Source organism: Candidatus Methylomirabilota bacterium (assembly GCA_036001065.1).
Lineage (GTDB): Bacteria > Methylomirabilota > Methylomirabilia > Rokubacteriales > CSP1-6 > MNEF01.
Window position 1 is genome coordinate 1 of record DASYUQ010000115.1, and the last position, 26,176, is coordinate 26,176.

Here is a 26,176-nt window from a genome sequence, read left to right on the forward strand (position 1 = left end):
CCGCGCTGCCTGGCCGACTCCATGCCCGGGCGGTGGTCGCCCAGGTCGTCCACGTTGGCGCCATAGACGAGATAGCGGCAGCCCTCGCGCTCGGCGATGGGCGCGAGCATCGTGAACAGCTCCTCCTTGCAGAAGAAGCATCGGTTGGCGGGGTTGCGGGCATAGTCGGGGTTGTCCAGCTCGCGCGTCCGGACGATGAGGTGGCGCAGGCCCAGCAGCTCGCCGAGCTTCTCGGCCTCCGCTCGCTCGCTCTCGGGGTACGTCTCCGAGTCGGCGGTCACCAGGATGGCGCGATCGCCGAGGGCATCCTTGGCCGCGCGGGCCAGCAGGGTCGAATCGACGCCACCGGAGAACGCCACCACCACGCTCTCCATCTCCCGCAGCACGCCCAGCAGCCGCTCGTATTTCGCCTGGCTCATCCCGCCCTCAAACCGGAAGCCGCATCAGATCCTGGAACACGCCGAACCGCTCGCCGATCTCGGCCGGCGTCAGCCGGGTGAGCCGGTTGAGCGAGAAGTCCTCGACGGTGAAGGAGGCCATGACCGAACCGTACACCAGCGCGCGCCTCATCGTCGCACCTTCCACGCGGTCCTGCGACGCCAGGTAGCCCATGAAACCGCCCGCGAACGTGTCCCCCGCCCCGGTGGGGTCGTAGACCGATTCCAGCGGGTAGGCCGGCACGATGAAGAAGGAGCCGTCCGCGATCATCAGGGCCCCGTACTCGCCCCGCTTCACCACCACCGTCTTCGGCCCCATGGCCGCGATGGCTCGCGCCGCCTTGACCAGGCTGGGCTCCTGGGCGAGCTGGCGGGCCTCGCTGTCGTTGATCGCCACCACATCGACCTCGGCCAGGACACGGAGCAACGCCTGGCGCTTGCCCTGGATCCAGAAGTTCATGGTATCGAGGGCGACCAGGCGCGGGCGCGCCCCCATCTGTCGGAGGACGTCGAGCTGAATCTCCGGGTCGATGTTGGCCAGGAACAGGAACGGCGCACCCCGGAGCTCGGCTGTCACGGCCGGGCGGAAGTCGGCGAAGACGTTGAGCTGGGTGTCGAGCGTCCGCGCCTCGTTGAGGTCGTATCCGTACTGGCCCGCCCAGCGGAACGTGCGGCCGCGGGCCACCTGGAGCCCGGCCAGGTCGACGCCCCGGTCCTTGAGCAATTGCAAGTGCTCCTCGGGAAAGTCCTCCCCGACCACCGCGACCAGGTGCACCGGGGTGAAGAAGCTCGCCGAGTACGAGAAGTAGGTCGCCGAGCCGCCCAGGACTTCCTGCACCTTGCCGAAGGGCGTCTCGACGGTGTCGAGCGCGACGGAGCCGACGACGAGGAGGTCAGCCACGGCCTCGCCCTCGCTTAGACCCCGATCTCACCCCATGCCGTCTTTCTTCCCGAAAATACTTACCGATTAGAAGGTCGAGACGCCGGCGCGTCGATGGAGGGAACGCGCCGGGGCTGGTGATGACCGCGTTCTCGAGGAGGCTCGGACAGGCGCAGGCGCGGACAGACGCGATGGCCGGGATGGCCTGCCGGAGCACCTCCTTGGCGGTCGCGACGTTCTTGAGGAGGTTCTGGATGACTGCCTCGACGCTGACCGTCGCGTGGGTCTCGTGCCAGACGTCGTAGTCGGTGGCCAGGGCCAGCGTCGCGTAGCAGAGCTCCGCTTCCCGGGCCAGCTTGGCCTCGGGCATGTTCGTCATGCCGATGACGTCGACGCCCCAGCTCCGGTAGATCCGCGACTCGGCCTGCGTCGAGAACTGCGGTCCCTCGATGCAGATGTAGGTCCCGCCCCGATGGACGGGGGCGCCGGTCTGCCGGGCGGCCTTCTCGAGCGTCGTCGCGAGCTGCGGGCACACGGGCTCGGCCATGCCCACGTGGGCGACGATTCCCTCTCCGAAGAACGAGGAGACGCGCCGCCTGGTGGCGTCGAAGAACTGGTCGGGGATCACGAGGTCCAGCGGGCGGATCTCCTCTTTCATGCTACCGACGGCGGACACGGAAATGACCCACTCCGCCCCCAGCAACTTGAGGCCCCAGATGTTGGCGCGGAAGTTCAGCTCCGACGGCATGAGGCGATGGCCGCGCCCGTGGCGGGCCAGGAAGATCACCGGCCGCCCGTCCAGGCGCCCACAGCAGTACTCGTCCGACGGCTGGCCGAAGGGCGTGCGCACGCGGCGCCACCGCACGTCGCTGAGCCCCGGCAGCTCGTAGAGGCCGCTGCCGCCGATGATCCCGACCCCCGGCTCGCTCACAGGTCGGAGGGGGGCTCCAGCTCCCCCCGGCTCCGCGCCCCGTCCACTCCGGTGACGCGGACCTTGACGAGCCGCCGCATGAGGCCGGCGGGTCCGTCGAAGACGACCTCCACGTAGTTGCCGCTCAGCCCCACCAGGTGGCCGCTCTCCCGATCGCGCGTCTCCAGCACGAGCACCTCCTGGGTCGTGCCCACGAGCCCCCGGCGAAACGCCAGGCTCTTGGCCTGGCCCAGCCCGCGCAGCTCGCGGCTACGCGCGGCGACGACGCGCGCGCCCACGTGGGCGCAGAGACGCGCCGCCTCGGTACCCCTGCGGTCCGAGTAGGCGAACACGTGCAGATAGGTGAACGGCAGCGCCTCGACCAGCGCGCGCGTCTGGGCGACGTCCGCGTCGGTCTCGCGGGGAAAGCCGACGATCACGTCGGTGCCGAGCCCGAGCGCGGGGATCGCCGAGGCCAGGCGCTCGACGAGCCGCCCGTACATGCCGGCCGTGTAGGGCCGGCGCATGCGCCGGAGCACCCGATCACTCCCGCTCTGCAGCGGGATGTGCAGGTGGGGCGCGATCACGGGCGACCCCGTGATCAGGTCGATCAGCTCGGGGGTGAAGTAGGCCGGGAGCACCGACGACAGCCGCACCCAGCGGAGGCCGGGGACCTCGATCATCTCGCGCAGCAGAGCGGCCAGCGACGCGCGGGGGTAGAGGTCGTGGCCATAGTGGCCCATGTCGACACCGGTGAGCACGACCTCGGGGTAGCCCGTCTCCACGAGCAGGCGTACCTGATCGAGCACCGCCTTCGGCTCGCGGCTCCGGCTCGCCCCGCGCGCGAAGGGCACGATGCAGAACGCGCAGCGGTGCTGGCAGCCGTCCTGGATCTTCACGAAGGCTCGCGAGCGCCCGTTGATCCGGGCCAGAGGCGCCGCCGCCAGCGCATGCTCGGTGCCGATGTCGGAAACGCAGCGGCGCGGCGTCGGGTCGAGGCCCTCGGGGCGGGCCAGGAGCTCCTCGAGCAGCTCGGGCAGGCGGCGCTTGTCGGCATTGCCCACCACGAGGGCGACGCCGCGCACGCGCGCCACCGCGTCGGGATCGGTCTGAGCCCAGCACCCGGTCACGACGATCCGCGCGCCCGGGCTCCCGCGGACGGCGCGATGGATCATCTGCCGGTCGGAAAAGTCGGCGCGCGAGGTGACGGTGCAGGTGTTGACGAGGACGACGTCGGCCGGCGCCTCGAGCGGGACGGTTCGAAAGCCGCGCGCCTCCAGCGCCGCCTGGATCTCCTGCGTGTCCACCTGATTGAGGCGGCAGCCGAGGGTGGCGAACGAGACGGTGCGTCCGGTCATCGGGCGCTCCCCTCCGGCACGGCCTCCCGGAGCTGCCCGCAGGCGGCGCCGATGTCCTCGCCCTTGCTCCAGCGGACCGTCGTCGTGATCCCGGCGTCGAGGAGCGTCGACTGGAAGGCTAGGATCCTGGCCAGCGGCGGCCGCCGGAACGGCGCGCCCTCCCAGTCGTTGAACGGGATCAGGTTGACCTTCGCCCGCACGCCCCGGAGCAGTTGCGCGAGCCGTCGCGCGTCCTCGGGGGAATCGTTGACGCCCTCCAGCAGGACGTACTCGAAGAAGACGCGCTGGCGCGGCGCCAGCGGGTACCGGCGCACGGCCTCCATCAGCGCCGCCAGGTTCCAGGACTGGTTGACGGGCATCAGGCGCGATCGCACCTCGTCGGAAGCCGCGTGCAGCGAGATGGCCAGGTTCACCCTGAGGTTCTCGCCGCCGAGACGGCGGATACCGGAGACCAGGCCCACCGTCGAGACCGTGATGCGCCGGGGAGAGTAGCCGACGCCGAGTCTGGCGTCGGTGAGGATCCGGATCGCCTTGACGAGCGCGGCGAGGTTGGCCAGCGGCTCGCCCATGCCCATGAAGACGAGGTGCGTGACGCGCCGGCCCTCCTCCAACGCCAGCGCATTGGCGGCCAGGAGCTGGCCGACGATCTCCGCCGACGTCAGATTCCGCCCGAGCCCCATCGTGCCTGTCAGACAGAACGCGCACGCGTAGCCACAGCCGACCTGCGTGGAGAGGCACAGCGTGATGCGCTCGTCGTCGGGCATGAGCACTGCGCTCACCCGGCTGCCGTCGTCGAGCCGGAAGACCAGCTTGCGGCTTCCATCCTGCGACGGCGTCACGCGCTCGGTCTCGGGCAGCGCGACGACCGCCCGCTCGGCCAGCGCGGCGCGAAAGTCCTTGGGTAGGTCCGACATCGCCCCCAGCGACAGGACGCCCTTGCGATAGATCCACGTGGCGAGCTGGCGGCCGCGGTAGCGTGAGCCGCCGAGCTCGACGGCGAGATCTTCCATCTCGGAGGGCAGCATTCCGATCAGATTCATGCGCGACATCGCTCGAAGAATATCACGAAGCCCTCGGTGAGTTTTCCACCGCACTTGTGCGCGAGCGGTGGATAACCCTGTGAGCGCGCCGAGGTCCGCCACAACTTTTCAGCCACTTGGAGCGCTTCGCTCATCCCGCGGGCACCCAGGCTGCAAGATGATGTACAGATCGAGCAAATTGGTGTTCGTGGGGCCGGTGATTACCAGATCTCCGCTGGCCCGGAGGAACGCGTAGGCATCGTTGTCCTTTAGTGACTCCCGCGGATCGTGGCCCGCGGCCTGACCGCGGGCCACCGTGCCGGCGTCCACCAGCGCGCCGGCCGCGTCGGTCGGCCCGTCGGTCCCATCGGTGCCCGCGGCGAGGGCGACCAGGCTCTCGTGGGGACGAAGCTCCTGGGCGGCGGTCAGGGCGAATTCCTGACAGCGCCCGCCGCGCCCGCGCCCCCGGACCGTCACGGTCGTTTCCCCGCCCGCGATCAGACAGGCCGGCGGCCGGAGCCGGCGGGCCCGGGCCAGGAGGTCGCGCGCCACCTCCCGCGCTTCACCCTCGAGCGCGCGAGTGAGGACGTGGGGATCGAAACCGAGCCGCCGCGCCTCGGCGGCCGCCGCGTCGACGGTCAGCGCGTTGTTACCGATCACGAGGTTCGTGACGCGCTCGAACAGCGGATCGCCCGGCTTCGGCGTCTCCTCCACCTCGCCGCGGGCGCCGGCCTCGAGCCGCGCCAGCACCGAGACCGGGGCCCGGTCGCGAACGCCGCGCCTGGTCAGCACGCCCAGGGCGTCCGCGAAGGTCGTGGGGTCGGGAGCCGTCGGTCCCGACGCGATCACGTCGAGCGGGTCGCCGATGACGTCGGAGAGGATGAGCGTGAGCACCATCGCCGGCGCCGCCGCCCGCGCCAGCTGCCCCCCCTTGAGAAGCGACAGATGCTTGCGGACCGCGTTCAGCTCGTTGATGGTCGCGCCGGCGGCGAGCAGGAGCCTGGTGACCGCCTGCTTCTCTTCCAGGGTCACGGGGGGCGCCGGCGCGGGGGTGAGCGCCGAGCCCCCACCCGAGATCAGAAACATGACGAGGTCGCCGGCGCCGGCGGTCCGGGCCAGCTCGAGGAGCCGCGCCGCGGCTACCTGGCCGCGACCGTCGGGCACCGGATGGCCGGCCTGCGCCAAACGGATGCGTCGGGTGGGCGCGGTGTGTCCGTCCTTGACGATGACGAATCCGTCGGCGATGCGGTCGCCCAGCACGCCCTCGACCGCCCGCGCCATCGCCCCGCTGGCTTTACCGCAGCCCAGCACGAGCAGGCGCCGGAGACGGCCGAGGTCGACGGCTCTCGGCCCGGCGACGAGCTTCGGGCCGTCCACGCGGAGGGCGCGACCGATGAGGGGCTCGGCGTCGCCGGCGGCCAGCGCGGCCTCGAAGATGGCGCGAGCCGCCTCGCGAGCGGTCACACGTCGGAGGGGGCGGACGTTACGGCCCCCTCGAGATCCATAGTCAGAGGGGGCCTCACGGCCCCCTCCGAACCACCCCGGTGGCGTTGCGCCGGCGAAGCCGGCGCCCGAAGCAAGAACGCCTTGATCCGATCGAACATCGGGAGCCTCGGCTGCGACGGTTCCGGTCCCGGCGCTCTCAGCGAGAGCGGAGCTTCTGCAGCCGCTCCCCCGCTTCCCGAAGCACATCGTCGGTCTTCGGAAAGCAGAACCGGATCTTCGTCCGTCCCAGCTCGCGATGGGCGTGGAAGGACGAGCCGGGAACCGTGGCCACCCCCATCTCCTTGATGAGGAACATAGCGAAGGTGGCGTCGTCCTCGATGCCGTACCGCTTCAGGAAATGCGCGACGTCGGTGAGGATGTAGTAGGCGCCGTCCGGTTTGTAGACCACGAAGCCCGCGCGCTCGAGGTAGCCGAGCAGCAGGTCGCGCTTGGCCTGGTACATCTCGCGGAGCCAGACGTAATAGGCGTCGGGCAGCGCGAGCGCCGTCACGGCCGCCTCCTGAAACGGGTGCGGCGCCCCCACGGTCACGAAGTCGTGAGCGCGCCGGATGCCGAGGCTGATCTCCGGCGACGCGATGGCGTAGCCGATGCGCCAGCCCGTCACCGAGTAGGACTTCGAGATTCCCGAGATCGTGATCGTGCGCTCGGCCATGCCCGGCAGGGTGGCGATCGGCGTATGACCGAGCCCGTCGAAGACGATGTGCTCGTAGATCTCGTCGGTGATGGCCAGCAGGTCGTGCTGGAGGCAGAGATCGGCGATGAGGCCGAGCTCCCGGCGCGAGAAGACCTTGCCGGTCGGGTTGTTGGGGCTGTTGAAGACGATGGCCTTCGTGCGCGGCGAGACCGCCCGGGCCAGCCGCTCGGGGTCGAAGCCGAACTCGGGAGGCTCCAGCGGAACGAAGACGGGCTGAGCACCGGAGATGATGCAGCCGGGGCCGTAGTTTTCGTAGAACGGCTCGAAGATGATCACCTCGTCGCCGGGGTTGAGCACCGCCAGCAGCGTCGACAGCATCGTCTCCGTCGAGCCGCAGCAGACGGTGATGTGGCGGTCGGGGTCCAGCTCCATCCCGTAAAACTTCCGGTACTTGTCGGCGATGCCCCGGCGCAGACGCGGCGTGCCCCAGGTGATGGCGTACTGGTGGAAGTCGCCGTCCAGCGCCTTGTGAGCGGCGTCGATCAGCTCTGGCGGCGGAGGGAAGTTGGGCATGCCCTGGGCCAGGTTGACGCCTCCGTGCTGGCTGACGACGCGCGTCATCTCACGGATCACCGACTCCGTGAAGCCTTGAACCCGACGCGAGAGGCGAGATGTCGTCACGATGCCCGCGCGGAGGTCGACCCCACGGGGGCGGCGCGCCGCCGTCCCGGGAACGCCAGGTGATGGGGCGAGGGGCGGCGGGGGTGGGCGGGGCTCTCGGAGACCCGTGTTTCAGGGTATGGTCTCGGCCCCGCGTGCAGAACTGGTCGGCGAGCGATGTCGGACAGCGTGGTCGACGAGGGCCCCGCCCGCCCCCGCCGCCGGGTCAACGTCTTCACGAAGCGTTCACGGAACGACGACGTCGCGCTCGATGGGATCGATCTGGACGCCGAGCTTCTTAAGCCAGGCCACACCCTGCTGAAGCCTCTCTTCGGGCGCGTCCATCTCCAGCGCCACCCAGCCGTAGTCCGCCTTCACGTCGGCGCGCCGGATGTTGATCACGATGTCGAAGTCCTTCACGAGCCGGTAGAGGATGGGCTCCTGGATCAGGTGCGCCGGAAACGTGAGGCGGACACGCATGCGGGCCATGGCCGCACCGGGTCAGCGCCCTCCGGCAATGGCGGGCACGATCGAGACGGTATCGCCGTCCTTGAGGGCCGTCTTCTTGCCCTGGATGAACCGGATGTCTTCCTCGTTCACGTAGATGTTGATGAAGCGCCTCAGCTCTCCGCTGTCGTCCACCAGCCGTTCCCGTAGCCCGGGGAACTGGCGCTCCAGGTCGTCCACCACCTCCGCGACGGACTCCCCCTTGGCGCGGACCTCGGCGTTGCCCTTCGTGATGGAGCGGAGTGGAGTCGGGATACGCACCGTCACCGGCATCAGTGTTCCTCCTGGGCTCCGTGGGACTTGAGGTCGGTCAGCGCCCGGTCGAACGCCGAGAGCGTCGGCCGGATCTTTACGTGGGTCTCGAGCCGCTCGTACAGCGAGTCGGGGGTCTTGAGCCCGTTGCCCGTGATGCAGATGACCACCGACTCGTCGCGGGGAATCACGCCCTGCTCGATCAGCTTCTTCGTCGTGGCCACCGTCACGCCGCCGGCCGTCTCGGTGAAGATCCCCTCGGTACGCGCGAGCAGCAGCATGCCCTCGACGATCTCCGGGTCCGTCGCGTGCTCGCCGTGACCGCCCGACTCCTTGACGGTCCGGTAGGCGTAGTAGCCGTCGGCGGGATTGCCGATGGCCAGCGACTTGGCGATCGTGTTGGGCCGAACCGGCACCAGCACGTCGGTGTCGTTCTTGATCATGGTGACGATCGGTCCGCAGCCGAGGGCCTGGGCGGCGTGGATCCTGGTGTCGACGGGGCCGTCGATGAGCCCCAGCATCTTCATCTCCTTGATGGCCTTCCAGATCTTGGTGATGAGCGAGCCGCCGGCGCAGGGGACGACGATATGTTGCGGCGGGCGCCAGCCGAGTTGTTCGATGATCTCGAATCCGTAGCTCTTCGACCCTTCAGAATAGTAGGGCCGGAAGTTCACGTTCACGAACGCCCAGCGGTACTTGTCGGCGATCTCCGAGCAGAGGCGGTTGACCTCGTCGTACGTGCCCTCCACGGCCACCAGTGTCGGGTTGTAGACCAGCGTGGCCAGGACCTTGCCCGGCTCCAGGTCGGCCGGGATGAAGATGTAGGACTTGAGCCGCCCCTCGGCGGCATGCGCCGCAACGGAGTTCGCCAAGTTCCCCGTGGAGGCGCAGGCCACGGTGTCGAAGCCGAACTCCTTGGCCTTGGTCACCGCGACGGCCACGACGCGGTCCTTGAAGGACCAGGTGGGGTGACAGACGGAGTCGTTCTTGATCCAGATCTCCCGACAGCCCAGTTCGTCGGCCAGGTTGTTGGCCCGGATCAGAGGCGTGAAGCCGACGTGATGGCCCACCGCCACGTCGCCCTCGATCGGCAGCAGCGCCTGGTACCGCCACATGCTCGGTGGCCCCGCGGCGATGGAGGCCCGGGTGACCACGCCCTTGAGCGCCTCGTATTGATAGTCGACTTCCAGAGGGCCGAAGCAGAACTCGCAGACGTGGACGGGGGCCGAAGGATAGCGGCGGCCGCACTCGCGGCACTTCAGGCCTTTCAGCTTCTCCATGAGCACGTCTCCATCGGTAGGGGAATTGAGCCCCGAGTTGTACTGCACCGACAGCAAGACATTTCGCTTAGTTAACAGTGAACAGCGGAGGAAGTCAATTGCAGTATGATCCGACCCCGTGGCGTTGTCCCGGCTGGGCCCGCTGCTCCTCGTGCTCGCCTATGGAGTCGCCTTCGGCGCGGCGGCGTTCGGCCGGACGCTCCCCGCCTTCGACGATCACCCCGGGCAGTTCTACCGCCTGCACCACGTCGTCGCCCGCGGGTGGGCGCCGTGGACGTGGAATCCGGATTGGTGGGCGGGCTATCCGGAGATGCAGTTCTATCCCCCCGGCTTCTTCTATCTGGGCGCGCTCGTCGCGCGGGGCTCCTTCGGCCTGATCGACGTCGCCGTCACCTATCAGAGCCTCCTCTGGCTCACCTGGCTCGCGCCCGCCGTGACCACCTTTCTCGCTCTGGCGCGCCTGCTCGGGAGCGGCTGGCTCGCGCTCCCCGGCGCCTTCATCGCGCTGACGCTCTCGGCCGGCCTCACGAGCGGTGTCGAGGGCGGCGTGCACGTCGGCATGCTGCCGGCGCGCCTGGCCTGGGGGCTCCTGCCGGTGGTGCTGATGGCGGCGGCGCCCTGGGCGGAGGACCGGCGCCTTCCGTGGCTCACGGTACCGCTGCTCGCGGTCGTCGCCCTCACGCATCCGGCTCACGTGCCAGCGGCCGGCGCGCTCGTCGTCCTGGCCGCGTGGTCGGGCCCGGGCTCGCGCCTCCACCGTCTGGGGGCCGCCGTGGGGGGACTGGTACTCGCCGCCGCGCTGACCGCCTTCTGGGCACTTCCGCTCCTGGCTCGGCTCTCGTACACGCGCGCGCTCGCTTGGGGACGGCTGGCGCCCCTGGAAACCCTGACGGCCCACCCACTGCTGCTCGGACTGCTCGTCCTCGCGGCTGTCGCGACGCGCCGGGGCCGGTCGCCCAGCGACACGATCGTCGCTCGGTTCCCCTGGGTCATGATCGCCGTCGTCGCCGCCGATGCCGCCCTGGTCGAGCCACTCGGGCTTCTCTGGCTCCCCGCTGATCGCGTGGCCGACGGCGCCTGGCTCGCGACCGTCCTGGCGGCGGGGCTCGCGGGCGGCCGCCTGCTCGAGCGCCTCTCGGCGAGGACGGGCGCGCCCGTGGCCGCGCTGGCGCTCGCCGCCACCGCCGTCGCCATCGCGCTGTCGCTCCCCGGCGGAACGCTCACGCTCTGGCCGCGCGCCTCCCAGTGGCCTTCGTACGCGGCGGTCGAGCGCGGGATGCGTCTAGGCGCGCTGTGGGCGGCGCTGCGCGGCGCCCCCCCCGGGCGCGTGCTCTTCGTCCGGTCGGGCGTGCCGCTCGCCTACGGCGGCGAGTGGTGGCGGCCTCACACCCACGTCACCGCGCTCACGCCGCTCCGCGCCGGGCGCGCCATCGTCCACGGGACCTTCACCCATCCCTCCCCTGTCGCCGCGCTGGTGTACCGCGGCGAGGCCGGCCCCGGGGCGATCACGACGCTGGCCGAGCGGCTCGACGGCCACCGGCTGTTCGGCCGGCCGCTCGACGGCCTCGACGCGGCGACGTTCGACTTCTTCGCCGAACGCCTCGGGATCGCCGCCGTCGTCGCGCTCGACGAAGACGCCGGGAGTCTCCGATTCCTGGACGACAACCCGGCGCTCGCCAGACGCCCGCCGCTGGGACCGTTCCTGGTCTACGAGCGCCGAGCGCCCACCACGCTTCCGATCCGGATGGCGCCCGACCGCTGGACCATCACCCTCTCCGGCCAGCCCGGCGAGTGGGTCTCGACGCGCGTCACCTACTACCCCCTCTGGCGCGCCGAGCGCGGCGGGGCCCCGCTGGCGACGCGTCGCGGGAGCATCGGAGACCTGGAAGCGCGGCTGGACGCCGGGGTCGGCCCCGTTGAGCTCGTCTACGCCGCCGGCGCCCCGGAGGCGGCCGGAGTGCTCGTGAGCGCGCTGGGGTTCATCGCCTGGTCGGTGGGCTGGGGGCTGCGGAGGCGCGGCGACTAGGTCCCTCGGAGGGGGGCTTCGCCCCCCTTCCGAGATTCCTATTCGGAGGAGGCCTCGAGGACGAACGCCGAGGAGAGCAGACCGTAGAGGCGCAGGCGCTACTCCGGACCGATCGTGTGGGTGAAGAGCACGGCGCCGTCCTCGTCGATCAAGCGCACCGTGAGGTGCGGCGCTTCGATCGTCACCGCGCCGAAGTTGTTCACGCCCCCCCGGGCGAAGAGCGAGCGCGGGTTGAGCGCGGCGTCCAGCGGCCGCGGCCGGCCCGGCGTCGCCGACAGCGGGCCGGCGATGAACTCGTGAAACGAGAACTCCGGCGTCGGGTGGTGCCGGATCAGCTCCCCGTGATGCACGTCCGCGGCGAGGAAGACGAGGTTCTTCACCCCGCGCTGGCGGAACGCGTTCAAGATCGCGTCCCGCTCCACGGCGAAGCCCGTCCCGTTCTCCTCCGGAATGCCCCAGACGGTGGCGTTCGACCAGGCGTCCCGAGAGTCCCGCCCGGTGGGCACGGACAGTGGCACGCTGGAGACGACGACCTTCCAGGTGGCCGTCGAGGCGGTCACCCCGTCGATCAGCCAGCGCCGCTGCCGGGACCCCAGCATCGTCTTGGCCGGACCGTCGGGCTCGCTGTTGTCGCTCCGGTACTGGCGGGTGTCGAGGATGAAGACCTCCAGCAGGCGACCCCAGCGGAACTGGCGGTAGAGGCGGGTGGGCTCGTCGGCGGGGGGAACGACGGGCCAGTACTCGACGAACGCCTGGCGACCCCGCGGCATCAGGGGCTCGGTCGGGCCCGCGAAGTTGTTGCGCACCTCGTGGTCGTCCCAGATCGCGTGCACGGACGTCTGGCCGAGGAACGCGCTCAGGGCCGGGTCCTCGCGGTTGTACCGGTGTTTGCGGCGGAACTGGTCCAGCGTCCGGGCGACGAAATCGCCGCCGGGCGCCACGCCGGGCCCGCTGCAGCGGTGATCGGCGTAGGCCGTGTCGCCGACGAACAGGAAGAAGTCGGGGCGCGCGCCCGCCATTGCCGAGAAGACCCGGTACCCGGTGTCGACCGGGCGGCAGAACCGTCCGCCGCCCAGGTCGCCGCCCCACACGAACGTCACCCGCACCGGATCGTCCGGCGCCGGCGCCGTGACGAACTCGCCGGCGGCGGCGCCCCCGGCGCTCCGCGCCCGATAAGCGTAGCGCGTCGCCGGGCGCAGTCCGGCCAGTCGCACCTTCCCGGTGAGATCACTGCGGCGCGTAACCCGCAGGCTGGCGCTCTGGGCGGGCCCCGCGTCGGCCGGACCGTAGTCGACGACGATCTCCCCCTCGGCGACGCCCCGCACCCACACGACCACCGTCGTCGGCGTCACGTCGCCGACGGCGAGCAGCAGACGCTCGGCGGCCGGCGCCGGGACGCACAGGAAGAGGAGGAGCAGGCCGACGAACGCGGTCAGCGCGCGGAGGCGGCGCTCACGGAACAACGGACTTCAAGTGGGTGAGGATCTCGCGCTCGAACTCCTCGTGCGTCTGACCGAAGGTGCGGACGAAGTTCTCCCGGCGGTCCTGGCGCTGGCCGAAGGCGCGGAAATAGGACACCACGCGCTCGAGCCCGTCGCGCTGGATCAGGTAGTCCGCCATCAGGAAGGCGAGCTGGTACGTGGGCAGCGACCCCTCCCGCCGGTGCCGTAGCGTGAACCCCCGCGGCGAGCCGAGCGTCTCGAGGTCGAGCCGGGCCACCGCCAGCGCCGCGTGGTTGCGGATGCCGCGGCGCGCCACGACCCGGCGCTTGGGCAGCGCGTCGAGCCCCAGCCGCTCCAGCACCGTGAAGGCGACCCACTCCGCCATGCCCTCGGCAAGCCACTGGTCGGCGCGCCCCTCCCCTTGCTGCAGCTCGATCTGGCAGACGTGGGTGAGCTCGTGGGCGATCAGCCGCAGCCACTCGCGCCCGTGGCCCTCCGCGCCCTCATCGTTGAGGAGGAGCTGGCGGCGCTTGCCGACACCGATCGCGAAGTCGCTCAGCTCGGCCGCCCGGGCCGGGGAGACGTTCGCGTCCTGGACCAGGCCCCGCTCGAAGACCCGGCGGGAGCCGTACACGAACACGGTGACTTCCTCGGGCACGGGCAATCCGAGGTCGCGGACGAGGATGGCGGCGATGCCGCGGACCGCGCTGGCATGGGTCGTCAGCAGTCGCACGTCCTCCGGCACCGCGAGCGACGTAGGCTCGATCGTGACGGGCACGACCACGCGTCCGCTCCCGCAGCCGGAGACGACGACCAGCGCGATGAAAGTGAGAAATCTGATTCGCGTAGGAAAACCCTTTCCTAGCCCGCTCCAAAATTCTTACACGAGGTGCGCGAAGAGTGGAAGAGGATTTCACAGGGCCTGGTGCAAAAGCTACAGATGCGAAACCCCCACACGGGTTCCGGCTTGAGAATCCCGGAGATAGACGCGGGGGGGGAGACCGGCGGGGGCGCCGGTCTCCCGGCGCCTAGGTGCGTGTCGGAGGAGCCGTGGTTCGAGCGCCGGCTTCGCCGGCGCAATCAGTTCTGGGGGAGGCTCGGAGGGGGCCGTCGCGCCCTGTGGGCGCGCCTGTGAAGTCGCCCCCTCCGACGACTAGACGAGCGGATCGTAGTTGAAGTACTGCCCGGAGGTCTCGAGCGGCACGAGGTGGTGCTGGAGCGTGCCCGGGAACATGTCGGCCAGGCGCTCGACCGTCCAGCCCTCGGCGTGGTGGATGCGCATGATCGGCCGCATGTGGCCGAACAGCATGATCTCCTTGCCTCGCACACCGAAGACCTGGCCGGTGATCTCCTTGGCGTGATCGGAGGCGAGAAAGACGGCCACGGGCGCGATGTGGGCGGGCGAGAGCTTCTTGATCTTCTCCACGCGCGCCTTCTGGACCTCGGTCTCGGTGGGGATGGTGCCGATCATGCGCGTCCACGCGAATGGCGAGATGCAGTTCGCGGTGACGTTGTAGCGCGCCATGTCCAGCGCCGTGACCTTGGTCAGGCCGACGATGCCCAGCTTGGCCGCGGCGTAGTTGGCCTGGCCCACGTTGCCGACGAGGCCGGAGGTCGAGGTCATGTTGATGATGCGACCGGAGCGCTGCTCCCGCATGCGGGGCGTGGCGGCCCGGGTGACGGCGAACGCCCCCTTCAGGTGCGTGTCGATGACGCCGTCCCACTCCTCCTCGGTCATGTTGAAGACCATGCGATCGCGCAGGATGCCCGCGTTGTTGACGACGATGTCGACGCGGCCGAAGGCGTCGACCGCGGTCTCGACGATCCGCTGGCCGCCGGCCATCGTGGCCACCGAGTCGTAGTTGGCGACCGCCCGCCCGCCGGCCCCTTTGATCTCCCCGACCACCTCATCGGCCGGCATCGGCGATCCCCCCTGCCCCGACTCCGTGCCGCCGATGTCGTTGACCACGACCAGCGCGCCCAGCCGGGCCATCAGCAGCGCGATCTCGCGGCCGATGCCACGTCCGGCGCCGGTCACCACCGCCACCTTGTCCCTGAGGATCATGCGAGCCCCCCGCGCTGCCGAGTGAAAAGCGGAGCAGACGATAGCACGAACGGCGCCGCTCCGGCCGCCTCGCTGAGTCGGAGGGGGCAGACGTTACGGCCCCCTCCCGAACCACCCCAATGGTTGCGCGGGCGAAGCCCGCGCTCGAACGGTGGTTCCTCCGACGCGCGCCTAGTGTCTCCGGGCGTCCAGCGCGGCGACGTAGGCGGCGCCGAAGACGAACACGACCGCCGAGTAGTACACGAACATCACAAGCGCGCCCAGCACGCCCAGCGGCCCGTAGATCTGGTCGTAGAGCCCGACCTCGCGGATGTAGAGGCGGAAGAGCTGCTTGGCCACCTCCCACAGCAGGCTCGTCAGCACGGCCCCGGCGAGCGCCGCTCCCACCCGCACCCGCCGGTAGGGGACGAACCGGTACCCCAGGTAGAACATCAGGGCCGAAAAGCCGACGCTGACGACGATCGCGACGGCGTGAATCCACTGGCTCGGCGTCTGAATCGGCTCCAGGACGAAGGTTTGAAACCACTGCGCCATCCACGTCGCGACCGTGGCCCCGAAGAGGAGCCCGGCCAGCAGCAGCACCATGCCGGCGTCGACGAAGAAGTTGCGGAGGGCGTTGTGGGAGCCGCGAAGCCCCAGCATCCGGTGCATCACCAGGCGGGCGGCCCCGAAGAGCGACGTCGAGAAGAGCACCAGGATTCCGGTCCCCACCAGGCCCGAGGCCGTGCGGGTCTGGACGATGCGCAGCAGTACGCGCGTGAGCTCGCGCTCGTAGACCGGGAAGTTGCGCGCGAGCTGCCCGACCACCTCCCGGGCGGCATCCTCCGTCGAGAGGACGAAGCCGACCGCGGAGACGCCCAGGAGCGTGACCGGGATCATGCAGACCAGAAAGAAGAACGCGAGCCCGGCGGCCAGGAAGAAGCCGTCGTTGGTGTAGAACCGATAGACCGCGCCGCGAAGCCCGCCGAGCACCGGTGTCAGAGGATGCCGCGCACGAGCCCGCCGTCGACCTGGATCGTGACGCCGGTGATGTAGGAGGCCCGCTCCGAGGCCAGGAAGACGACCACGTTGGCGAACTCCTCCGGGCTGCCGATCCGGCGCAGCGGGATCTCGGCACTGCTCTTCTTGACGTATTCCTCCGTGGGGAGGCCGGCCTGCTTGGCGCCGCCCAGGAAGCGATCGGTCATGATGCGGCCCGGGCATACGGTGTTGATCAGGATGTTGTCCTTTCCCAGATCGGCCGACAGCGTCTTGACCAGTCCGGCCACGCCGGGCCGGACCGCGTTGGACAGCAGCAACCCCTCCACCGGCTGCTTGACCGACACCGACTGGATCGTGAGGATGCGGCCCCACTTCCGCTGCCGCATCGAGGGCACGACCTCGCGGATCAGCCGTACGACCGACAGGAGCGACACCTCGAAGGCTCCAAACCACTGCTCGTCGGTCATGTCGGCGAGGCCGCCCCGGGGCGGACCCCCGCAGTTGGCCACCAGGATGTCGACGGCCCCGAAGGCCTCCGTCGTGCGCGCCACTAGCGCCGTGACGTCGGCCGCCTTGGTCACGTCGGCGCGCATGGCCAGGACCTCGGCGCCGGTCTTGGCGCGGACCTCGTCGGCCGCCGTCTTCAGATCTTGGTCGCCGCGCGCGCACATCATGACTCGCGCGCCTTCCGCCGCCAGGCCGAGGGCGCAGGCCTTGCCCATCCCCTTGCTCGCCGCCGTCACCAGCGCCGCCTTGCCCTTGAGTCCGAGGTCCATGAGCCTGCTCCTCTCCGGGAAGGGCTCAGCGCCCTCCGAGATGATGATGGAAGAATTCGGCGACCCGCCGGCGGGCGTCGGCTGCGGCCCGGCGGTCATAGCCGACGGTCGCCCCGCAGCACCCGCTCGGCTTGTTGTCGTTGGCCACGTCGGGGAGAAACATCCGCGGCTGGCCCTCCACGTCGAAGTAGTGAACCGCGCCGGGATAGAGTACGATCGCGACGTCGGCGCCCCGCGCGCGCATAGCCTCCGCCATCGCCAGGCAGGGCCCCGGAATCGTCCAGTCGTCGGCGTCGCCTAGCAGAACGAGCAGCGGGCGGACCGCCAGCTCCTTCACCAGTGACGGGCAGCCCCCCGGATACACCGCCACGGCGGCCCGGAAGCCGGGCGCGGGCAGGGTGACGCCCCGCCTCATGGCGCGCTCGTGAGTGGGGCCGTTCACGAGCGCCATGGCGAAGACGCCGCCGTTGGACCAGCCGATGACGCCCACGCCGTTCCGATCGACGGACGGCAGCCCGTGCAGGAACCGCAGCGCGCCGACGGCGTCGTCGAAGCGTTCGGTGTTGGGCAGGTCCGGCGACTCCGGCGAGCAGCCCTCCGACATCCCGCGCGCCGCCCAGCTGTCCACCACCAGCGCGACGTATCCCCGATCCCGGAACCACAGCGCCCAGTCGTGCGTCGACGCCGACACGCCGTGGCAGCCGTGGAGCAGGACGACGGCGGGGAAAGGTCCGCGACCCCGCGGCAGCGAGAGCCAACCGGGGACCGGGCGCAGCGCGCCCGGCGTGGCGTTGGGGAACTGCACCAGCGAGGCGGCGCAGCCGGCGCTGAGCACGCAGGCCCCGAGCGCCGCCATCAGGGGGCGGAGCATGGCTTTGAGCATACATCGGCGCCCGGGTAGAATCCGAGTCGATGACGGACCCCGTCCGCGCGATCACCTACTCCGACTATCTCTGACCGTGGTGCTACCCGGCGGCGGTCCGCCTCCAGCGCCTGGTCGAGGAGTTCGGCGGTCGATTCACGCTCGAGCACCGCGCGTTCCCGCTCCGTCCCGCGCCTGACCCCTCGGTCACCTTCCAGGGCACCTATCGGGAGGAGGCCTGGCGGCGCTGCGCGCAGATGTCGGCCGGCGACGGGATCGTCTTCAACGCTTGGCCACACGCGGGCCACTATCCCCACTGGAGCCTTCCCGCCCTGGAGGCCGCCAAGTGCATCGCCCGGCAAGGCCCGGAGGCCTTCGGGCGCATCCACCTGCGCCTCTACGAGGCGTTCTTCACGCGGAGCCGGAACATCGCGGATCCCGGCGAGGTCGTGACGATCGTCGCCGAGGCCGGTATCGACACCGAGCGGTTCGTCGCCGATTACCGCGCGGGCATCGGGCGCGACGAGGTGATCAAGGATTACCAGGCGGCGATGGAGGAGGGCGTCCGGGCGATTCCCGGCGTGATCTTCCCGGCGACCGGACAGGCGCTGGTGGGCCTGGCCGACCTCGCACAGTATCGCGCCGCAGTCGAGGAAGCCGCGCGCTGCTGACCCTCGAGCGGACGCCGCTCCTCTTCGGACGCGACGCCACGCCCGGCGTCCTGGCACTCGGGCTCGCCGCGACCGGCGACGCCATCCGGCTGCATCGACGGGCGGCGGGCGGCGTCACGGTGGAGACCGCGTCGTTTTCCCCGTTCCTCCTGGCCGCGGACGCGGAGCTGCTCCGTGAGGGCCCGGGCTTGGTCGCCCTGAACGAGCTGGCCGGCTCCGGGGCTCTGCGCTGGATCGCCCGCTACCGTTCCTGGGGCGGGGCGCTGGCCGCGCGTGACCGCTGCCGCGAGCGCTCCGGCCAGCTCGCCTTCGCGCCCGGCGCGCCCTACCGGTTCTTCCCTGATCCCGTCCACCAGTACCTGCTGCTGACCGGACGCACGTCGTTCGGCGGACTCACCTTCGCCGACCTCCGCCGGGTGGCGCTCGACATCGAAGTGCTCACCTCGGAGGGCTTCGAGTTCCCCAACGCGGCGCGGCCGGGCGACCGCATCGTGGCCATCGCGCTCGCCGACTCGACCGGCTTCCGCCACGTGATCCGTGGCGATCGGCTGGACGAGCGCGAGCTCCTCCAGGAATGCGTCCGCCTCGTCCGGGAGCGGGACCCCGACGTGATCGAGGGCCACAACATCTTCCGCTTCGACCTCAAGTACCTGGAGGCCCGGGCCCAGCGACACGGGGTGGTCCTGGCCTGGGGGCGCGACGGCAGCGCCCTGGGGGGACGGCCCTCGCGCCTGCAGATCGCCGAGCGGACCATCGGCTACCGCCGCTACGAGGTGGCGGGTCGCCACATCATCGACACCTGGATCCTCGCCCAGCTCCACGACGTCGGCGCCCGGGACCTGCCCTCGTTCGGGCTCAAGGAGATCGCGCGCCATCTCGGCGTTGCCGCCGAAGATCGCACCTACGTCGATCCCGCCACCATTTCCCGGGAATTCCGGGAGGCCCCCGATCGCTTGATGGCCTATGCGCTCGACGACGTCGTCGAGACGCTTGCCGTGTCGGCGATCCTCTCGCCGCCGTACTTCGCCCAGGCCCAGGTGGTGCCCTTCGACTACCAGTCGACCGTGCTGCGCGGGGCGGCGGCCAAGATCGACGCCCTGCTGCTGCGCGAGTACCTGCACCGCGGCCACGCCGTGCCCCTGCCGCGCCCCGGCGGCGCCGTCGGCGGCGGCCTCGTCGCGATCTTCCACCAGGGGGTCGCCCGCCCCGTGCTCCACGTCGACGTCACCTCCCTCTATCCCTCGCTGATGCTGGCCGGCGGCATCGCCCCCCAGTCCGACGAGCTGGGAATCTTTCCCGATCTCTTGCGTTACCTCACCGAGTTCCGCGTGAGGGCCAAGCGCCTGGCCGCGGGCTCCGCCGACCCTGGCGAGCGCGGGCATTTGCTGGCCCTGCAGCAGTCGTTCAAGATCCTGATCAACGCCTTCTACGGCTACCTGGCCTTCGCCGGAGGGCACTTCAACGACTTCGAGGCGGCCAATCGCGTCACGGCGGAGGGCCGTGCCACCGTCAGCGCGATCATCGAGCGGCTCGCCGCCCTGGGAGCCACGGTCCTCGAGGCCGACACGGACGGCGTCTACTTCACGCCGCCGTCGGGCCACGCGCCGGCCGACGACGAGCCGCTGCTCGAGAAGATCGCCGGCGCGCTCGGACCCGGAATCCACCTCGAGCTGGACGGGCGCTACGCGGCGATGTTCAGTTACAAGCTCAAGACCTACGCGCTGCTCGACGCGCAGGGGCGCGTCAACCTGAAGGGCTCAGCCTTCCGGTCCCGCGGGCTCGAGCCCTTCCAGCGGCATCTCATCGAGGAGGTCGTGCGCCTGCTGCTGATCGGTCGCGCGGCGGAGGTCAAGGCCGTCGTCGACCGCTGGATGCAGGATTTCGCCGCGCGCCGGGTGCCCCCGCGCGCCTTCGCCCGCACCGAGACGCTCGGGGAGACGCTGGAGGCGTACCGTGAGCGGGTCCGCGCGGGAGCCCGGAATCCCTCGGCCGCCTATGAGCTGGCCACGGCGGCCGGCCGCGCCTGGCAACCCGGCGACCAGGTTTCCTACTACGTGGCGGGGCGCGGCGCCGGGGTGGCGGTGAACGAGTGCGCCAGGCTCCTGGCGGCGTGGGATCCTGCCCGTCGCGACGAAAACGTCGAGTACTACCAGGCGAAGGTCGTGGAGATCTGGGAGCGGTTTCGGCCATTCGTCGAGCACGACGGCCTCCGTCCCCCCGCCGACGACGCCGACGCATCGCCCCAGCTCACGCTCTTCTGATCCACACCGGGGAGCGCTCGCTCTCCATTTAAAATGGTGGGCGCGATCACACCGTCATGTGTTGAGCCCGACGGCCACGATAAAACCCCGGGGAGGGGTCCCGCCCCGGGGTTGCCGCTCAGCGAATCAGCGGCGCCAGCCGCCTCCGCCGCCGCCCGGCCGTGAGCCGCGCCCACCACGATCACCACCCCCGCCCCCCGGACCGCGCTGGGGTTGAGGGCGCGCCTCGTCGACGACGAGATTGCGGTCTCGGAACAGCCGACCGTTGAGCATCTCGATCGCCTTGGTCGCCTCCTCCTTGGTGGCCATCTCCACGAACCCGAACCCGCGCGGCCTACCGGTGAACTGGTCCGTGATGATGCGGACCGTTTCAACGGTGCCGGCCTGAGCGAACAGCTCGCGCAGATCCTCCTCCGTGGCCTGGAACGAGAGATTACCGACGAAAAGCTTTGCGGGCATCGCGCGAACCTCCTGCCCTCAATGAAAGCGGCGCCCTATGGAACGTGCCGAGCCTCCCCCGACTCCCGTGGGTCAAGAGTAGTTACAGGAGGGAACGCCTGTCAAGGTAGGTTGCACTATCCCTTTTGTAGAAACTCGCCCACCGCCCCCAGAAAGGTCTCGGGCGCCTCCAGGTGCGGAAAATGGGCGCAGCCGTCGACGACCGCCAGCCTCGCCCCGGCAATGGCCCTCGCCAGGTACTCCGAGTGGTACGGCGGGGTCAACCGGTCCTGGCGCCCCACCAGCACCAGGGTGGGTGCCGCCACTCTGGCGAGATCGCCGCGCATGTCGTGGGCGACGCAGGCTCCCACGGCGGACCGGAGGGAGGCCACCTCCGCGCGAGCGACCCGTGCCCGGTACGCCTCGATCGCCTCAGGGTGCTCGCGGACATAACCGTCGGAATAGACCTGGGGAATCGCCGCGTCGGCATACGCGCGCAGGTCGCCGCGTTCCAGCAACGCCAGCCGCTCGCGCATCATCCCGACGAAGTCGGGGTGCGGAAACCCCCAGGTGTCGACCAGCACCAGCTTCCGGACCCGCTCGGGATGATCGGCGGCCAGGCGCATCGCCACGGCGCCGCCGAGGGAGAGGCCGAGGAGGTCCGCGCGCTGAACCCCGAGCGCACCCAGGGCCGCCCGCCAGTCATCCGCGAGCAGACGGACCGTGTAGGGGCCCCCCGGCTTGTCCGAGCCGCCATGACCACGATGATCCCCCGCCAGCACGCGCCGCGAGGCGGAGAGCGCCGGGAGCACGGGCTGCCACATCTCGTGGGAACCGCCGACGCCGTGGAGCAGGACCAGCGGCGGCTCCCCCTGGCCCGCCTCGACGTAGTTGAGGTGGACGTTGTTGGCGCGGAGGCGCGGCATCACTCCCTCCCGGGCTCGATGTCTCGCCCGATCCCCCGCTCGAGATCGCCGCACTCGATCCGCGCCTGCTCGCCGGAATCGACCGGTGCGAGCGCCATGGGCAAGAGACGCGCGACCGCGTCTTCCGTGATGAGGCGCACCGTGGAGCTCACCGCGCGCGACCGCGCCCGCGCGGGAAGCGCGGGATGGCGGCCGGATCCAGGGTCGGCAGGCCCTCGATCGATTCCCGGACGGCCCGCGCGAACGATGCGAGCTGGAGCCCGCCCAGGCGGCGCCCCTCCAGGCGCGCTCCCCCTTCCGCGAGCAGCGCGCGGGCGCCGCTGGCGTTGCCGTTGGCGAGATGCTGATAGCCGACGGCGATCTGGATCAACCCTTGAAGGGCCTCGCGGTCGTCGCCCGTCGCCCGAGTCCAGTGGGGCTCGAGCAGCTCGTGGACCTCGAAGCCGAGCCCGGCGTCGAAGAGGGTGGCCGCCGCCGCCAGCGCGTCGTCGAGGCGGGATCCGGCCGGCCCCAGCGGCAACGCGCGCACCGCTTCGCTCGCCCGCTGGGCCCGGAGCCGCAGCAGCCTGGCCTGACCGCGCTCGTCGGGGCCGAGCCAGTCGGACTCGGCGGCGCCGCCGCGCGCCAGCCGCTCGAGCCCATGGCGGGCCTCGGCGTCGTGCAGGGACTGCAAGATCGTCTCGGCCAGGCGATTGCGCGCGCGCCAGGGCAGCGTCGGGATCACAGGACGCCGGAGGGCGTCGATTGGCCGGCGGGCGTCGGCGCGCGGCGGAGAGCGCGCGCGGGCAGCCGCTCCACGCGGCTGCCGGCGATCAGGTCGTGCAGCGCCCGCTTGTCACGGCGCAGCCCCGCCATGACGAAGCCGAGCCCCAGCGGCAGCGAAGAGACGAAGTAGGCGAGGTACCGGAGAAACGCCCCACCCACCGGCAGCAACTCACCGTCGATGGCGACGACGCGGATGCCGACCGCCATCTTGCCCACCGTCTGCCCGCCGAGGGCGTGGAGCACGGTCGTGTAGAGGACGGTGAAGAGCCACGCGAACGCCACCGCGACGACCTGGACGGCGATGGCCTCTTCCGTCTGGCGTCCCCCCAGACGTCCGGCCACGAAGCGGAGCGAGGCCAGCACGAGGAAGAACACGATGGAGTCGATCAGCAGCGCGACGACGCGGATCCAGAAGCCGGCCGGGCGGGGTTCGCTCCAAGCGCGCTCGTTCACGGCGTGTATAATATCGCCATGATTTCGGTGCGGGATGGTCAAAATCGCATCCTCGCACAGGTCACGCAGCGCACCTCGCCGGAGCTCGTTCCCCTCGCCGATGCGCGCGATCGTGTGCTCTGGGAAGCCGCCCGTGCGTCCTTCGACGTGCCGCCGACGGACAACTCCGCCGTCGATGGCTACGCGGTGTCGAGCGCCGACATCCCGGCTCGAGACAGCCGCGAGCTGATCGTGGTCGGCGATCTCCCCGCCGGTTCCGTCTTCGACGGCGTGATCCCGCCCGGGCAGGCCATCCGCATCATGACGGGCGCCCCGATGCCGGCGGGCCCGGACACGGTCTATCCCCAGGAGAGCGTCGAGCGCGTGGGCGATCGCATCCGCGTGCCGCCGATCGCCAGGGGCGCCAACGTCCGCCGGCGCGGCGAGGACGTGGCCAGCGGCACGGTCGTGATCGAGGCGGGCGCCGTCCTGCGTCCGCAAGAGCTGGGGCTCCTGGCCTCGCTCGGCCAGCGTCAGGTGCTGGTGAGTCAACCGCCGCGCGTCGCGCTGCTCTCCACCGGCGACGAGGTGGCCGAGCCCGGCGCAATCCGCAAGCCCGGGCAGATCTATGACGCGAACCGCTTCACGCTGCGCGGGCTGAGCGAGCAGTGTGGCGGCGTGGTGACCGACCTCGGGATCGTGCCCGACCAGCGCGATCGCCTCCGCGCGCGGCTGCTGGAGGCGGCGGAGGTCGCGGACCTCGTCATCACCTCCGGCGGCGTGTCCGTCGGCGCCTACGATCTCGTGAAGGAGGTGCTGGGCGAGGTCGGCGGCATCGACTTCTGGCAGGTGGCCATGCAGCCGGGACGGCCGCTGGCGGTGGGCCGCATCGGGCGCGCGCACTTCTTCGGCCTCCCCGGCAATCCCGTCGCCTCCATGCTCACCTTCCTGCTCTTCGTCCGGCCGGCGATCTTCACGCTGGCGGGGCGGCGGCGGGTCTTTCCCGAGACCTGGCCGGCGCGCGCGGCGGAGCCGATGCGGAAGAAGGTGGGCCGCCGCGAATTCAAGCGCGGCATCCTCCGCCTCGACCAGGGGTGCTGGGAGGTGCGCACCACCGGGCCCCAGGGCTCGGGGATCCTGAGCTCGATGGTCGCCGGCAACTGCCTCATCGTCCTCGAGGAGGAGCGCGGCGACGTGGCGGCGGGTGACACGGTCCTGATCGAGCCGTTCGGGTGGACGGATTGATGGCCGGAGCGCTCACCGTCGAGCTGATCGACGCCCTCAAGGACACCGTCCGCGATCTCCTGCGCGACACCGCGCGCGCCTTGGCCCACCTCGCCTACGCCGATCTGAGAGTGGAAGTCACCGAGGTGAAGGCCGCCGCCGCCGAGAACGGCGCCAGCAAGTTCTCGGGCGACGACTACGTCTTCACGCTGGGCGTGCGTGTCCTGGCCGGCCACCGCACCATCGCGCCCGGCTACGTGGGCCTCACGCTCGGCGCCGCCGACGTCCCCCACATCGAGCGCGTGATCCGCGAGGCGCTCGAGCGCGCGTACCGGCGGGCCAGCGTGAACGCCGAGATGAAGGCGGACGCGCGGGAGAAGTTCGGCGCCCTGGGCGCGGCGCTGGCCGACACGCGCCTGCACCCCATCGAGGTGCGCGAGGATACCGTCCCCGCCGTCTACGCGGTGGACCCGCGCTCCATGCGCCTGGCCGAGATGGTCGCCTACGCCACCGACGTCTCCCGCCAGGTCGCCGCCGTCGACCCCCGCCTCAAATACAACTCGATCTCGACGCTCACCCAGATGTCGCGCGAGCTCTTCGCCTCGACGGAAGGCGCGCTGATCGACCAGGCCTTCGCCCTGACCCAGGGGGCGTGCTCCATCGTGGCCGTCGCCGGGGTCACCAGCCAGGACCTCTACGACGTGCTCGGCCACCAGCGGGGCTGGGAAATTCTGTCAGAGGGCGTGGGCGAGTCGCTCATCCGTTTCCCGACGTTCCGCGACTTCGCCCTGGAGCTCGGCCGGGAGGGGGTGGCCCTGGCCGAGGCGCCGGTCCTGCCCACCGCTGACCGCGAGGTGGTCGTGGTCACGGACCCGCACTACAACACGCTGGTCGCCCACGAGATCGTCGGCCACCCCGTCGAGCTCGACCGCGCGCTCAAGATGGAGACCGCCTACGCCGGCCGCTCCTGGCTCCTGCGCGGTCTCGGCGAGCACCAGCTCGGCAAGCAGATCGCCTCTCCACTCGTCACCGCGTACTCGGACCCGTCCCTGCCCGGCTACGGCCATTACCGCTACGACCACGAAGGGGCCCCGGCGCGGCGGGTCGTCCACATCGACCGCGGGATCTTCACGGGCTTCATGAATAGCCGCCAGACCGCCGCGATCTTTGGCGGGGCGCCCAACGGGCACTACAAGGCCACCGACGCCGCGTTGGTGCCGCTGATCCGGATGTCCAACACCGTCTTCGCCGGTGGCGACCGCGACCCACGCGACATCCTGAAGGAGGTCGACCATGGCTACTATGTGGCCGGCCATCGCATCCCGTCGATCGCCGAGAGCCGCGAGAACTTCCGGATCTCCGCGCGACGCGTCCACGAGATCCGGAACGGCGAGCTGGGCCGTCTCTACCGCGACGGCGGCATCGCCGCCGACAGCCGCGACTACCTGATGAACGTGGACGCCGTCGGCTCGGACTTCCTGCTGTACCCGATCCCCAACTGCGGCAAGGGCCAGCCCATGCAGACGAAGAAGCTCGGCAACGGGGGCCCCACGATGCGCAGTCGGGCCCGGGTGGTGGGGGGCTGAAGCCGTGGGCCGGGCGCTGATCCCCCTGCTGGTGGCGGCACTGCTCCTGGGGGCCGCGGCGCCGGCGGCGCCGCCCGAGTATCCGGTCGCCTTCGTCACGGTGGACGAGCTGCAGGGGGCGCTCGATCGCGGTCTGCCGGCGGACGTGATCGACGTGCGCGCGCGGGGCGAGTTCGACGAGCTGCACATCAAAGGCGCGCGCTCGATGCCGCTCCCCAGCGTCGCCGACAGGATCGGCGAGATCCCCCGGACGGGCCTCGTGGTCTTCTACTGAGCGT

At 70.7% G+C, this 26,176-nt stretch carries 26 protein-coding genes and 1 pseudogene; 6 read left to right on the plus strand and 21 right to left on the minus strand.

Annotated features, from left to right (window positions below; genetic code table 11):
* The 10 genes from VGV13_10390 to thrC form a co-directional block, all read right to left on the minus strand.
* Positions 1-419, minus strand: a 419-nt coding sequence (locus VGV13_10390) for an asparagine synthase-related protein (GenBank protein HEV8641492.1), incomplete at its 3' end; no start/stop codon positions are given.
* A gap of 7 nt (positions 420-426) precedes the next feature.
* Positions 427-1,338 carry a PfkB family carbohydrate kinase gene (locus VGV13_10395; protein HEV8641493.1) on the minus strand — a complete coding sequence of 304 codons (912 nt, stop codon included), beginning with the start codon at positions 1,336-1,338 and terminating at the stop codon, positions 427-429.
* A complete protein-coding gene (gene mtnP / locus VGV13_10400) occupies positions 1,331-2,248 on the minus strand; it encodes an S-methyl-5'-thioadenosine phosphorylase (GenBank protein HEV8641494.1) in 918 nt (305 codons plus the stop codon). Before mtnP ends, VGV13_10395 begins: the two co-directional genes overlap by 8 nt.
* Positions 2,245-3,585: a tRNA (N(6)-L-threonylcarbamoyladenosine(37)-C(2))-methylthiotransferase MtaB gene (mtaB, locus tag VGV13_10405; protein ID HEV8641495.1), complete on the minus strand. Its 1,341-nt coding sequence runs from the start codon at positions 3,583-3,585 to the stop codon at positions 2,245-2,247. The genes mtnP and mtaB overlap by 4 nt, the downstream gene beginning before the upstream one ends.
* A complete protein-coding gene (rlmN, locus tag VGV13_10410) occupies positions 3,582-4,625 on the minus strand; it encodes a 23S rRNA (adenine(2503)-C(2))-methyltransferase RlmN (protein ID HEV8641496.1) in 1,044 nt (347 codons plus the stop codon). Before rlmN ends, mtaB begins: the two co-directional genes overlap by 4 nt.
* A gap of 108 nt (positions 4,626-4,733) precedes the next feature.
* Positions 4,734-6,068, minus strand: coding sequence for a glycerate kinase (locus tag VGV13_10415; protein HEV8641497.1), 1,335 nt, complete (start codon positions 6,066-6,068; stop codon positions 4,734-4,736).
* A 178-nt stretch (positions 6,069-6,246) separates the two neighbouring features.
* Positions 6,247-7,365, minus strand: a complete 1,119-nt coding sequence (locus VGV13_10420) for an aminotransferase class I/II-fold pyridoxal phosphate-dependent enzyme (protein HEV8641498.1) — start codon at positions 7,363-7,365, stop codon at positions 6,247-6,249.
* Between the two features lie 285 nt (positions 7,366-7,650).
* Positions 7,651-7,893: an NIL domain-containing protein gene (locus VGV13_10425; protein HEV8641499.1), complete on the minus strand. Its 243-nt coding sequence runs from the start codon at positions 7,891-7,893 to the stop codon at positions 7,651-7,653.
* A 12-nt stretch (positions 7,894-7,905) separates the two neighbouring features.
* A complete protein-coding gene (locus tag VGV13_10430; GenBank protein HEV8641500.1) occupies positions 7,906-8,184 on the minus strand; it encodes a ubiquitin-like small modifier protein 1 in 279 nt (92 codons plus the stop codon).
* Positions 8,184-9,443: a threonine synthase gene (thrC, locus tag VGV13_10435; protein ID HEV8641501.1), complete on the minus strand. Its 1,260-nt coding sequence runs from the start codon at positions 9,441-9,443 to the stop codon at positions 8,184-8,186. Before thrC ends, VGV13_10430 begins: the two co-directional genes overlap by 1 nt.
* Before the next feature lie 118 nt (positions 9,444-9,561).
* On the opposite strand from thrC, the gene VGV13_10440 reads away from it, so the two are divergent.
* Positions 9,562-11,469: a hypothetical protein gene (locus tag VGV13_10440; GenBank protein HEV8641502.1), complete on the plus strand. Its 1,908-nt coding sequence runs from the start codon at positions 9,562-9,564 to the stop codon at positions 11,467-11,469.
* 98 nt (positions 11,470-11,567) lie between these two features.
* Here VGV13_10440 and VGV13_10445 read toward each other — a convergent pair whose 3' ends face one another.
* The 6 genes from VGV13_10445 to VGV13_10470 form a co-directional block, all read right to left on the minus strand.
* Complete coding sequence (locus tag VGV13_10445; GenBank protein HEV8641503.1) at positions 11,568-12,932, minus strand: alkaline phosphatase D family protein; 1,365 nt, start codon at positions 12,930-12,932, stop codon at positions 11,568-11,570.
* Entirely contained in the window at positions 12,922-13,695 is a 774-nt protein-coding gene (locus VGV13_10450; protein HEV8641504.1) for a hypothetical protein, read from the minus strand. The genes VGV13_10445 and VGV13_10450 overlap by 11 nt, the downstream gene beginning before the upstream one ends.
* A 369-nt stretch (positions 13,696-14,064) precedes the next feature.
* Positions 14,065-14,976: an SDR family NAD(P)-dependent oxidoreductase gene (locus VGV13_10455; protein HEV8641505.1), complete on the minus strand. Its 912-nt coding sequence runs from the start codon at positions 14,974-14,976 to the stop codon at positions 14,065-14,067.
* Positions 14,977-15,147: 171 nt separating this feature from the next.
* Entirely contained in the window at positions 15,148-15,948 is an 801-nt protein-coding gene (locus VGV13_10460; GenBank protein HEV8641506.1) for a YihY/virulence factor BrkB family protein, read from the minus strand.
* A gap of 5 nt (positions 15,949-15,953) precedes the next feature.
* Positions 15,954-16,733 (minus strand): SDR family oxidoreductase, encoded by a 780-nt coding sequence (locus VGV13_10465; GenBank protein HEV8641507.1) that lies wholly within the window; start codon positions 16,731-16,733, stop codon positions 15,954-15,956.
* 25 nt (positions 16,734-16,758) lie between these two features.
* Positions 16,759-17,616 (minus strand): dienelactone hydrolase family protein, encoded by an 858-nt coding sequence (locus VGV13_10470; GenBank protein ID HEV8641508.1) that lies wholly within the window; start codon positions 17,614-17,616, stop codon positions 16,759-16,761.
* An 86-nt stretch (positions 17,617-17,702) separates the two neighbouring features.
* On the opposite strand from VGV13_10470, the pseudogene VGV13_10475 reads away from it, so the two are divergent.
* Together VGV13_10475 and VGV13_10480 are read left to right on the plus strand one after the other, a co-directional pair.
* Positions 17,703-18,266, plus strand: a pseudogene (locus VGV13_10475) (DsbA family protein).
* Between the two features lie 119 nt (positions 18,267-18,385).
* The gene (locus tag VGV13_10480) at positions 18,386-20,527 is read left to right on the plus strand and encodes a DNA polymerase domain-containing protein (protein HEV8641509.1); all 2,142 of its coding nucleotides are present in this window, start codon (positions 18,386-18,388) and stop codon (positions 20,525-20,527) included.
* 126 nt (positions 20,528-20,653) lie between these two features.
* Here VGV13_10480 and VGV13_10485 read toward each other — a convergent pair whose 3' ends face one another.
* From VGV13_10485 to VGV13_10505, 5 genes are all read right to left on the minus strand, one after another.
* Complete coding sequence (locus VGV13_10485) at positions 20,654-20,986, minus strand: RNA-binding protein (GenBank protein HEV8641510.1); 333 nt, start codon at positions 20,984-20,986, stop codon at positions 20,654-20,656.
* A gap of 116 nt (positions 20,987-21,102) precedes the next feature.
* A complete protein-coding gene (locus tag VGV13_10490) occupies positions 21,103-21,891 on the minus strand; it encodes an alpha/beta fold hydrolase (protein HEV8641511.1) in 789 nt (262 codons plus the stop codon).
* The gene (locus tag VGV13_10495) at positions 21,891-22,031 is read right to left on the minus strand and encodes a hypothetical protein (protein ID HEV8641512.1); all 141 of its coding nucleotides are present in this window, start codon (positions 22,029-22,031) and stop codon (positions 21,891-21,893) included. Before VGV13_10495 ends, VGV13_10490 begins: the two co-directional genes overlap by 1 nt.
* Before the next feature lie 8 nt (positions 22,032-22,039).
* Positions 22,040-22,615 (minus strand): DUF309 domain-containing protein, encoded by a 576-nt coding sequence (locus VGV13_10500; GenBank protein HEV8641513.1) that lies wholly within the window; start codon positions 22,613-22,615, stop codon positions 22,040-22,042.
* Complete coding sequence (locus VGV13_10505) at positions 22,612-23,109, minus strand: RDD family protein (GenBank protein HEV8641514.1); 498 nt, start codon at positions 23,107-23,109, stop codon at positions 22,612-22,614. Before VGV13_10505 ends, VGV13_10500 begins: the two co-directional genes overlap by 4 nt.
* Before the next feature lie 18 nt (positions 23,110-23,127).
* On the opposite strand from VGV13_10505, the gene glp reads away from it, so the two are divergent.
* Genes glp through VGV13_10520 form a run of 3 tightly spaced genes read left to right on the plus strand, consistent with a single transcriptional unit; the run spans position 23,128 to position 26,172 of the window.
* Positions 23,128-24,333: a gephyrin-like molybdotransferase Glp gene (gene glp / locus VGV13_10510; GenBank protein HEV8641515.1), complete on the plus strand. Its 1,206-nt coding sequence runs from the start codon at positions 23,128-23,130 to the stop codon at positions 24,331-24,333.
* A complete protein-coding gene (locus VGV13_10515) occupies positions 24,333-25,898 on the plus strand; it encodes a TldD/PmbA family protein (protein ID HEV8641516.1) in 1,566 nt (521 codons plus the stop codon). The genes glp and VGV13_10515 overlap by 1 nt, the downstream gene beginning before the upstream one ends.
* Before the next feature lie 4 nt (positions 25,899-25,902).
* Complete coding sequence (locus tag VGV13_10520) at positions 25,903-26,172, plus strand: rhodanese-like domain-containing protein (protein ID HEV8641517.1); 270 nt, start codon at positions 25,903-25,905, stop codon at positions 26,170-26,172.
* Positions 26,173-26,176: the final 4 nt, after the last annotated feature.